The sequence below is a fragment of the Bacteroides sp. 1001136B_160425_E2 genome, from assembly GCF_015559655.1.
GTDB classification, from domain to species: Bacteria; Bacteroidota; Bacteroidia; order Bacteroidales; family Bacteroidaceae; genus Bacteroides; species Bacteroides luhongzhouii.
Map to the genome: position 1 here is coordinate 25436 of NZ_JADMQH010000029.1, position 10051 is coordinate 35486.

The 10051-nt window shown below is 41.4% G+C and carries 12 protein-coding genes; 3 read left to right on the forward strand and 9 right to left on the reverse strand.

The features are described from left to right. Positions 1-22: 22 nt before the first annotated feature. From I2I04_RS21770 to I2I04_RS21805, 8 genes are all read right to left on the reverse strand, one after another. Complete coding sequence (locus I2I04_RS21770) at positions 23-1129, reverse strand: sulfotransferase family protein (protein WP_143257443.1); 1107 nt, start codon at positions 1127-1129, stop codon at positions 23-25. Between the two features lie 82 nt (positions 1130-1211). Continuing rightward, on the reverse strand, positions 1212-2672 hold the full coding sequence (gene cysN / locus I2I04_RS21775) for a sulfate adenylyltransferase subunit CysN (RefSeq protein ID WP_195655859.1): 1461 nt from the start codon (positions 2670-2672) through the stop codon (positions 1212-1214). Between the two features lie 12 nt (positions 2673-2684). Beyond that, complete coding sequence (gene cysD / locus I2I04_RS21780) at positions 2685-3596, reverse strand: sulfate adenylyltransferase subunit CysD (RefSeq protein ID WP_195470861.1); 912 nt, start codon at positions 3594-3596, stop codon at positions 2685-2687. 76 nt (positions 3597-3672) lie between these two features. Continuing rightward, positions 3673-4281: an adenylyl-sulfate kinase gene (gene cysC / locus I2I04_RS21785; protein WP_015531641.1), complete on the reverse strand. Its 609-nt coding sequence runs from the start codon at positions 4279-4281 to the stop codon at positions 3673-3675. Positions 4282-4300: 19 nt separating this feature from the next. Next, positions 4301-5854, reverse strand: a complete 1554-nt coding sequence (locus tag I2I04_RS21790) for an SLC13 family permease (RefSeq protein WP_195470855.1) — start codon at positions 5852-5854, stop codon at positions 4301-4303. Between the two features lie 11 nt (positions 5855-5865). Then, positions 5866-6690, reverse strand: a complete 825-nt coding sequence (gene cysQ / locus I2I04_RS21795; RefSeq protein WP_195470854.1) for a 3'(2'),5'-bisphosphate nucleotidase CysQ — start codon at positions 6688-6690, stop codon at positions 5866-5868. A 252-nt stretch (positions 6691-6942) separates the two neighbouring features. Then, positions 6943-7437: an SPOR domain-containing protein gene (locus I2I04_RS21800; protein WP_004307254.1), complete on the reverse strand. Its 495-nt coding sequence runs from the start codon at positions 7435-7437 to the stop codon at positions 6943-6945. Between the two features lie 115 nt (positions 7438-7552). After that, positions 7553-8323, reverse strand: coding sequence for an SDR family oxidoreductase (locus I2I04_RS21805; protein WP_195655860.1), 771 nt, complete (start codon positions 8321-8323; stop codon positions 7553-7555). A 199-nt stretch (positions 8324-8522) separates the two neighbouring features. On the opposite strand from I2I04_RS21805, the gene I2I04_RS21810 reads away from it, so the two are divergent. From I2I04_RS21810 to I2I04_RS21820, 3 genes are read left to right on the forward strand one after another with little or no spacing between them, the layout of a single operon-like run. Next, positions 8523-8732: a YtxH domain-containing protein gene (locus I2I04_RS21810; protein ID WP_004297513.1), complete on the forward strand. Its 210-nt coding sequence runs from the start codon at positions 8523-8525 to the stop codon at positions 8730-8732. Between the two features lie 32 nt (positions 8733-8764). Beyond that, the gene (locus I2I04_RS21815; protein WP_004297511.1) at positions 8765-9127 is read left to right on the forward strand and encodes a phage holin family protein; all 363 of its coding nucleotides are present in this window, start codon (positions 8765-8767) and stop codon (positions 9125-9127) included. A 3-nt stretch (positions 9128-9130) separates the two neighbouring features. Continuing rightward, positions 9131-9388, forward strand: coding sequence for a hypothetical protein (locus tag I2I04_RS21820; RefSeq protein ID WP_143257439.1), 258 nt, complete (start codon positions 9131-9133; stop codon positions 9386-9388). 30 nt (positions 9389-9418) lie between these two features. Here I2I04_RS21820 and I2I04_RS21825 read toward each other — a convergent pair whose 3' ends face one another. Further along, the gene (locus I2I04_RS21825) at positions 9419-9628 is read right to left on the reverse strand and encodes a hypothetical protein (protein ID WP_195655861.1); all 210 of its coding nucleotides are present in this window, start codon (positions 9626-9628) and stop codon (positions 9419-9421) included. Positions 9629-10051: the final 423 nt, after the last annotated feature.

The window sequence follows — 10051 nt, forward strand, 5'->3', positions numbered from 1 at the left end:
TACTTTTCCTTTCTTTTTCTTCTTATAAATTATAATCCCATTGTTTCAAAGCAAAATCCCAGTTCTTTTCTACCAATTGAATCGTACGGTCGTCATATTTATATTTATTCTTCTTATATCCCTTCTTTCCGCCCACGTATTTTTCTATATCATTACGCGCTTCGGCAAATCCCGGGATAGAAAGAGACTTATAAATATTTTCCGTCATTCCCATCGCATCCGCTTCGAAATCTTCAAATTTCACTTCTATCAGGTTACCTTCCGGAATAAATTTCTTATCCGATTCATACTTATGATAAAGCTTTGCATAGATAGAAAGGATATTTTCCTCCAATTGTTCATTGCTGACATCCTGTAACTTCAACGGTTGAATCGTATTTGTAAAGAAACTGCGTGTAGATTCGAATACGGTATACGGGTTACGCATCAGGTAGATAAACTTAGCATTCGGGAACATTTTCACCAATTCCTTCACCCTTCCGGTATGCGGAGGATTCTTACTAAGGAATTGAGTTCCGTGAGTATTCCACAAAGAAATCTTAATCAATTTAGTGAATACCTCTTCAAACACCTTCAATTCGGCATCCGTAATGTCATCAAACAAAAGATATTTATCGGCATACTCCTGCTGATATTTCGGCAGAAACCAGAAATTATAATAGGTATAAGGCATCATGTTCGACAAAGCAAACTCCTCTTCCTGAGGAAGATCCACTGCCAGTTCCATATTATCCGTCGGACGCTTATCCGGCATCAGCCAACTCATATTCTTTTTGAAGAAAGGTTGTCCCCACATCATCAGATGAGGAAATACAGTCTGATAAGTAGTGTTATACCCAAAATGCTTGTCACAAGAGAACACATTATGCACAAACGTAGTTCCGCTTCGCCAGTGTCCCAGAATGAATACCGGATCATGCTCTAACGACTGATTAGCGAGCAGTTTCTCGTAACGCTTGTCTTGTAATGCCGCCAATGGAGAAAGCAAGCGACACACAGCCTTGGTCAATCGATATTTCCCCTTGTAGGCTGCATCAATTTCACGACCGGCAGTGATAGCCTTGAATGTCTTCCAGTCGGCACCTACCAATGTATTAATCGGAAGTTTATTAAATTCGAGTAATCCCACTTTGTTAATTTAAAATTAAAGATTAAAAATTAAAAATGACAGGATGCTGTCATTTTCTGTTTTCAATTTATTGTTTAACAATCTATTTTATTAGTCGTACGGCCAAGCCTTGGCGTTCCAACTCCTTCACAGCTTTTTCTACCGCTTCATAATGTTCCGGAGCAATTCCCAGCTTCGTCATATCCAATACCGGAATATCTTCCGTGTCACTCATATCTTTCATTTCCACCCGGTCGATAATCATACCTACTGCAGAAGTATTATTGGTGATCGGATCAATCAAGATAAAGGAACCGCACGATTTATTTTTCTTATAAGGATCAAAGAACAGCTCTTTAGCTGTAGTCAACACCACGCGGGCAATCTGATTCAATTGCAAAGGCAAAGTTTCTTTGGTCAACTGACCATTCTCCAGAGACAGATGTTCCATTGTATTCACATCCACCTTATACTTTATTGTATCGATGCGCGTACGGCTCAAATTGGTAGTCTGCTTAATAAAGAACGATTTATTAATATCCATCGGCTCTTCATCCATCCACACCATCATAGCTTCGAAGTTACGATCCACAGTCGGCAAATTGTCAGGATGCACCAACATCTCACCACGCGACACGTCAATTTCATCCTCCAATGTCAATGTCACAGACTGCGGTGGGAAAGCATAATCCAACTCTCCGTCATAAGTCACGATGCTCTTCACCTTAGATGTTTTTCCGGAAGGAAGTGCCATCACTGTATCGCCTTTGCGAACAATCCCTGACGCAACTTTACCGCAAAATCCTCTGAAATCCAAATTCGGACGAAGCACATACTGAACCGGGAAACGGAAATCCGTAAAGTTGTGGTCATTGTCAATATGAACCGTTTCAAGGAAATCAAGCAAAGAAATCCCCTTGTACCACGGAGTACGTTCAGACTTATCCACCACATTATCCCCATCCAATGCAGAGAGCGGAATACAGTTTACATCTGGAATACCCAACGGAGCAACAAACGTCTTATAGTCAGCCACGATCTCATTAAAACGCTCTTCCGAGAAATCCACCAAGTCCATCTTATTGACAGCCAACACCACATGTTTGATACCCAGCAAAGACACCAAGAAAGTGTGACGACGAGTCTGGGTAATCACTCCCGTACGGGCATCCACCAAAATGACAGCCAAGTTCGCCGTAGATCCGCCGGTAATCATGTTACGGGTGTACTGCTCGTGCCCCGGAGTATCTGCGATGATAAATTTTCGGCCATTAGTAGAAAAATAGCGATAAGCCACATCAATAGTAATTCCCTGTTCACGTTCAGCCTTCAAACCATCCAGCAATAACGCATAGTCGATATGCTCACCTGCATTTCCTACACGCTTACTATCACGTTCCAGTGCATCCAGTTGATCTTCATACAATTTCTTACTGTCAAATAACAAGCGTCCGATCAATGTTGATTTTCCGTCATCCACCGAACCCGCAGTCAACAGTCTCAATAAGTCTTTCTGTTCATCCTTGTCCAGAAAAGCTTTTATATCTAATTTATTATCTGCCATTACTAGTTACAATTAAAAGTATCCTTCACGTTTCTTTTGTTCCATACTACCCTCCTGATCAAAATCAATCACGCGAGTAGTACGCTCACTCTTGGTGGTAGTCATCATTTCTTCCACAATCTCTTCGATTGTAGCAGCTCCACTTTCCACCGCCCCAGTCAGAGGCCAGCAGCCCAACGTACGGAAACGCACCATCTTCATTTCAATCTGATCCCGGTACTTTTCAGGCAAACGCTCATCATCTGCCATAATAATATTACCATCCAAATTAATCACCGGACGTTCTTTAGCATAATAAAGCGGAACAATCGGAATATTCTCCAGACGAATATACTGCCAGATGTCCAGCTCTGTCCAGTTGCTAATCGGGAATACACGGATACTTTCTCCCTTGTGCACACGGGCATTATAAATATCCCACAATTCAGGACGCTGATTTTTCGGGTCCCATTGATGAAATTTATCCCGGAAAGAGAAAATACGTTCCTTCGCGCGTGACTTTTCCTCATCACGGCGGGCACCACCAAATGCTGCATCAAACTTATATTTATCCAGCGCATGAAGCAATGCCTGCGTCTTCATCAAGTCTGTATGCACTTTGCTTCCATGCGTAAAAGGTCCTACCCCTGCATGAAAAGCCTCCATATTACTTTCCACGATCAGATTCCATCCGTGCTTCTTCGCATATTCATCACGGAACTGAATCATCTCCTTAAATTTCCATTTCGAGTCGATGTGCATCAATGGGAATGGCACTTTACCCGGATAAAACGCTTTTTCAGCCAAGCGTACCATCACCGAAGAATCCTTTCCGATACTGTAAAGCATCACCGGATTCTCAAATTCCGCCGCCACCTCGCGGATGATATGAATAGACTCGGCTTCGAGTTCCTTCAAGTGGCTTAATTTATATTCTTCCATTATTTTAAAAATTATGAATTACGAATCATGAATTTGCAGATAACCGCACACTAATTCTTCATTCCTCATTCGTCATTCTTCATTTTATACTCTTCACTTTTGGCAAAACAAGCTCCAACAAACGGTTCACCGATTCCTCCAAAGTCAATTTGGAAGTATCCAGTGACAAAGCCGGATGTTCCGGGACCTCGAATGGTGCGGAAATTCCTGTAAAATTCTGAATCTCCCCTTTCCGCGCCTTCGCATATAAGCCTTTCACATCACGTTTCTCACATTCCTCCAGCGGAGTGCTAACGAAAACTTCCAGGAAATCATCCTTACCGATAATATTTGCAGCCATTTCGCGAATATCATTATTAGGGCTGATAAATGCAGCAATTGTAATGATGCCACTATCCAGAAACAGCTTAGACACTTCAGCTATACGACGAATATTTTCCACCCGGTCCGTTTCGGAGAATCCCAGGTTATTATTAATTCCACTACGGATATTATCCCCATCCAAGATACGGCAAAGCAATCCGCGCTTGTGGAGTTCGCGTTCCAATGCAATAGCAATCGTGCTCTTTCCGGAACCGCTCAATCCGGTAAACCAGATCATCACACTGTGCTGTCCCAAAAGCTCTTCCTTGTCCTGCCGCGTCATCATGCGGTCAAATATCGGATATATATGGTTCTTTTCTTCCATTTACAAATTTATTTATTTATTAAAAGTTCCAAATCAACGGGATCAGGATAATAGATATTAAGAAAGTTATAATATTAAGTGGCAATCCGATACGTACAAAATCCGTAAACTTATAGTTGCCGATACCTTGCACAATCAGATTCGTCTGATAACCGATAGGCGTTGAGAAACTTGCAGACGCAGCCATACAAATCACCACAAAGAATGGTGTAGGACTTACTCCCAATTGCGAAGCAATCGACAATGCCAGCGGGAAAGCCAAGGCAGCCGCAGCATTATTCGTTATCAGTTCCGTAAACAAATTCGTAATGATAAACAACATCGCGAGCAATACGTACGGACCATAATCATCACTCAATCCGATAATAAACTTCGCAACGCTATCCGCCACACCGGAGTTCACCATTGCTTTGCTGATAGCAAAAGCACAAGCAATCGTAATCAATATATCCCACGAAATATATTTAGTATATTTACGGGCTGGGAACAGATTTGTCCATGCCATAATAATAGTAGTGATAGACACAAAGAAAAACATATCCAACTTGATATCCGGAAACATCTCCTTTGTTACCGGAAGTTCACCCACCGTTGCGCCGACAATCATCAGAACCAACAATAACAAAGCAAACCACCGTTTTTTCTTTCCGGTAGTATCCGGTTCATTTCCGTTCGTCAACAAAACGAATACAGAAGATTCACCCCATGTCGGGATAAATGTATCATCAGCCATCACCACCAGCGTATCTCCTTCGTGAAGTACCACATCCTCCAGATTCGACACAAAACGTTGTCCGTTACGTGTTTTAATCTCTTTTACCTCTGCACCGTAATGACGTTGGAAATTAAAATCCTTCAGTTTTTTATTGATACCAGGAAAACGGGCACCTAAAACAGCCTCTACCCGATGCAACTTTTCTCCTTCCTCTACCTCCTCATCCGGCACAGCCGTGTCCGGGCGTGCATCCGGCAAAAGACGCTTGGAAAAAAGAAATATATAAATAATCCCGGCAATAGCAATAAATATTCCCACCTTTCCAAGTTCGAACATGGAGAAGCCTTCAAATCCGGCTTCCAATATCATTCCATGCACCACCAGGTTGGTAGAAGTACCGATCAACGTACAGATACCTCCCAAAATAGTCACATAAGAAAGAGGAATCAAGAACTTCGTAGCCGGGAGATTCACCGATTTAGCCCAATGCTTGATAATCGGGGCAAAAATAACCACGACAGGCGTATTGTTCAGAAAAGCAGAAATAAATGCCACCGAAGGTAAGATACGTAACTGTGCTTTAAACACCGTCGTCTTTCCTTGCGGAAGCAACTTCTTTATCACTTGCCCCAGTGTACCCGACTGACGAATACCTTCACTCACTAAAAACAGCAGAGCAACGGTAATCATCCCTTTATTACTAAACCCTTCCAGCATCTCCTTAGGAGTCAGGATACCGGCACACAGAAACAAAACCACTACCGAAAAAAGTATCATGCCCGGTCGCATCTTATCCGCTACCAAAGCCGCTACCATTCCTAATAGGGATAATAGTACAAATACAATTTCAAATGTCATATAAACATTATTTAGTGTTCTCTTTTTGACTCAACGACAAACCACGGATTCAATAAATCCTCCTTATTATATCGTAAAGGCTCTTCCTTTCCAGCCTGATATACTTCCATCCCTGCGGCACGGGCTATCGCATGCCCTGCGGCCGTATCCCACTCCATTGTCGGAGCGAAACGCGGATATACATCAGCCTTTCCTTCAGCAACCAGACAGATTTTAATAGAACTTCCACTCGAAATCAACTCCACACTGCCGTGTTTCTTCTTTAAATCTGCAATATATGATTCTGTTTCAGGCGACAGGTGCGAACGTGAAGCAACCACAATCAGGTGATCGCGCACTTCCTTCAAAGGTATCCGTTCCGATTTCCCGATCAGTTCTTCCAATGCCGCGCCGTCACCTTCCAAACTGACAATACCGGAACATTTATACGCCCCTGCACCTTCAATCCCGAAATAAAGTTCTTTTTTCACAGGTACATAAATAACACCGAACACAGGTACAGAATTCTGCACCAAAGCGATATTTACCGTAAACTCTCCATTACGCTTGATAAACTCCTTCGTTCCATCCAGAGGATCTACAATCCATAAAGAATCCCACTCACGCCGAGTCTCATACCCTAGATGCTTCCCTTCTTCACTAAGAACAGGAAAAGGAGTATCATTCAGAATAGCCGCAATCGCTTCATGCGCTTTTCTGTCTGCTATAGTTAGCGGAGAGTTATCAGCCTTCCTCTCTATTTCAAAGTCCGATGCCGGATCATTATAAATAGAAAGAATCTTTTCACCTGCTTTTAAAGCCGCGTCGATAGCAGCCATTACATATTTTTGTTCCATTCAATCTCTATAATTAATGCCTTATTCACATTCAGGCAATACATTCTCCAAATTAAGAGTTGACAAAAGTAAAAACTTTCTTTGCTATAAAAGTTTCCCTCCTATCATTTATAACTTCTTTTAGTAGAAAGATAAAAATATCTAAACGAAAAAAGTCACTCATTTTCAATAAAAAAGCAGTAACTTCCCAGTTACCGCCTTCTTATTCGGAAAAAACGTTCGTTCTTTCCAATATATATTACCAAAAAGAAATCAATATACGCGATACAGCAACCAAGCACCCTGGAAATCCGAACGGTTCGGATATTTAGCCTTGAATGCGTCGCGAGCTTCAGCTGCAGCAGCCTTATCAGCAAATGAGTTTACGATAACACGATACATTGCCTTGTCAGCATTAAATGCAATCGTAGAGTGATATCCCTGTCCATCCAACCAATCTTTCAGGCCTTCTGCATTTGCTTTCACACCAAAGCTACCTGCTACGACGCTATAATCTTTCAACCCTTCGTTGCCGGAGACCACTGTAACCTTTTCCTGACGAACGCCGGATGTATCTGCCACTTTAGTAGTTGTCACAGGAGCTGCAACCACCGGAGTTACTTCTACCGGAGCTTCCACCTGCGGTTCTGCCAATTCTTGTTGTTTCGCTTTTTCGTAAGCTTTCTTATAGGCACTTTCGCTGGATTTACAAGATGCAAATGCTAGCACCAAGCATACTCCCATTCCTAATACGACTAATTTTTTCATATTCCTATACTCTGTTTTAATTAATAATTCAATATTCTCGTCTATTACATTTAGTTTCGGGCAACAAAATAATAGAAATTTTATCATCCGGCAAAGAAATCCGTCAAAAAAACGTCTATTCCGGCTTTTTCTTATACGAAATAGTACCCGTTGCCTGATAAGTAGGCATCAAAAGCACCTCCGCAATCTGAATATGCGCAGGAGCCGACGCGGCAAAATAAACCGTTTCCGCAATGTCATCTCCTGTCAACGGACGAATCCCTTTATAAAAATTATCAGCCGCTTCCTTATCTCCCCGGTAACGCACCACTGTAAAGTTCGTCTCCACCATTCCCGGTTTGATGTTCGTCACTCTCAACGGAGTATCCACCAAATCGATCCGGAGTCCGTCTGAAAGAGCTTTCACGGCAGCTTTCGTTGCGCAATACACACTACCTCCCGGATAAGCGGCATCACCGGCAATAGAGCCGATATTAATAATATGTCCGCGCCCGCGTTCTACCATACCGGGCACCACCAAACGCGTCATTGCCAGCAGTCCTCTTATATTCGTATCGATCATGACATCCCATTCATCCAGGTTACCCTCGAATTCTTTATCCACGCCGATCACCAGTCCGGCGTTGTTCACCAACACATCAATCGCCTTCCATTCTTCGGGCAATGATTCCAAAGAGGCGGTAGCCAGCTTCCGATCACGTACATCAAAGGGCAATACACAAACCCGTACACCATGCGTCGCTTCCAGTTCGGCTTTCAGTTCTTCCAGTTTCGAAACGGTACGGGCATTCAGAATCAGATTCCATCCCTCCTTCGCAAATTTACGGGCACAACCTTCTCCAATTCCGCTACTGGCACCGGTTATAAAAACAATTTTAGCTTCCATTATGTTTTGATTTACAATATTCGAAAACAAAAGTACGCCTTAACCGTCAAAGGTTAGCTACGAAAGTCAGTTAAATAAGATTAAACCACTAAAGAAAAAAGAATTATAAAACAAAGCACTTTTTTTCTATTTTCATGAACAACCTTTCCATAAAAATGTTATATTTGTTGTATCATAATCATTTTAAACATTATACATTATGAAAGGATTGAATGTTTTAGCAGCTTTTCTGGGTGGTGCAGCCGTAGGCGCAGCCCTTGGTATTTTATTTGCTCCTGAAAAAGGCGAAGATACCCGTCACAAAATCGCAGAAATTCTTCGTAAAAAAGGAATCAAACTAAACCGTAGCGAAATGGAAACTCTCGTTGATGAGATTGCTGCGGAGATGAAAGGAGAAATAGCAGAATAAGTAAGTAACCAAAGACTAAAAACAGAGCGACTATGTTTGCAGACGATAAAAGTATTGAGAATTTTCAGCAGTTATTTTTTGAGTTTAAGAAATATCTGGAGCTTCAAAAAGAATATACCAAATTAGAATTGACGGAAAAGTTAACCATACTTTTTTCCACGTTAATTATGATATTAGTACTTATTATCCTTGGCATGGTTGCCCTGTTTTATCTGCTTTTTGCTCTTGCTTATATATTGGAGCCTTTAGTGGGCGGTCTGATGTCGAGTTTCGCCATCATAGCAGGCATCAATGTTGTTCTCATCGCCTTGGTTATTATTTTCCGCAAGCAGCTCATCATTTCTCCAATGGTGAACTTCCTCGCTAATTTATTTTTAACTGATTCAAATAAATAAATTATGAATGCGCAGACCCCGCAGAAATTTACATTAGAAGAGATTGCCGAACGTAAAAAGAAGCTTTTAAATGAGATCCATGCTCAAAAAAAGGCCATGACAGCTACTACACGCGAAATATTTGCTCCACTTGCTCCGGCAACCAACAAGGCGGATGCAATCATGCGTTCGTTCAATACCGGTATGGCCATATTTGATGGCGTAGTGATGGGAATCAAGATTATGCGGAAGGTGCGGGCGTATTTTAGGAATTTGAGATAATTACAGAACAGAGTAAATATTCCCTGTTCATTATTCGTGATATATTAAGCTATGACATGCATCGTGTATTCTCACAATTTCTTCGCCATCAGGTAGAGTATAAATTTGGTATGCAAAATGGAAATCCTCACAAATAAATTCTCCGTATTCTTTTTCAATCCATTCTTTCTTTAAACGTGCTTTAGAATATATCCTAGCATAATCACCTAAAGCTTCCATGGCATCATACAATCGATTCATTTTATTAATTACAGTCTGCTCATCCAACGCAAGATGCCCCAAAGAGCGATATCATAAAATTCTTCTATAGATGCATGTACACTTTTATCTATAAACACTTTCATGCTTGCGGAAATAATTATGAACTTTTTTTAAAATTCGACTCCTTGATTCCGACAAAGTAATACATTCTTCATCTAACATTTTCTGAGTCATCATTTGCGATACTTTTTCTGTGTCTCTACGATGTGCAGAAACTCCATATTCAGATACGGGCTCAGAGACATGAGTAGGACATTGTCCTTTCTCTATATCATTGTAAGCATCCGATAAAGTACACTATAAAAAATGGCTATATCTCCTTTCCAGGTAAGCAGCCATCTATAGTTGTATCTCCATCATTCTTTATTCTTTTCCTTCCATTTGTGTGGCAACATTTGTAGC

Bases quoted from the DNA above. Each gene is read 5' to 3' on its own strand.
- I2I04_RS21805 (WP_195655860.1), bottom strand. From the start codon at position 8,323: ATGGAAGCTAAAATTGTTTTTATAACCGGTGCCAGTAGCGGAATTGGA.
- I2I04_RS21815 (WP_004297511.1), top strand. From the start codon at position 8,765: ATGTTTGCAGACGATAAAAGTATTGAGAATTTTCAGCAGTTATTTTTT.
- I2I04_RS21790 (WP_195470855.1), bottom strand. From the start codon at position 5,854: ATGACATTTGAAATTGTATTTGTACTATTATCCCTATTAGGAATGGTA.
- cysC (WP_015531641.1), bottom strand. From the start codon at position 4,281: ATGGAAGAAAAGAACCATATATATCCGATATTTGACCGCATGATGACG.
- I2I04_RS21800 (WP_004307254.1), bottom strand. From the start codon at position 7,437: ATGAAAAAATTAGTCGTATTAGGAATGGGAGTATGCTTGGTGCTAGCA.
- I2I04_RS21825 (WP_195655861.1), bottom strand. From the start codon at position 9,628: ATGAATCGATTGTATGATGCCATGGAAGCTTTAGGTGATTATGCTAGG.
- I2I04_RS21810 (WP_004297513.1), top strand. From the start codon at position 8,523: ATGAAAGGATTGAATGTTTTAGCAGCTTTTCTGGGTGGTGCAGCCGTA.
- cysN (WP_195655859.1), bottom strand. From the start codon at position 2,672: ATGGCAGATAATAAATTAGATATAAAAGCTTTTCTGGACAAGGATGAA.
- I2I04_RS21820 (WP_143257439.1), top strand. From the start codon at position 9,131: ATGAATGCGCAGACCCCGCAGAAATTTACATTAGAAGAGATTGCCGAA.
- cysQ (WP_195470854.1), bottom strand. From the start codon at position 6,690: ATGGAACAAAAATATGTAATGGCTGCTATCGACGCGGCTTTAAAAGCA.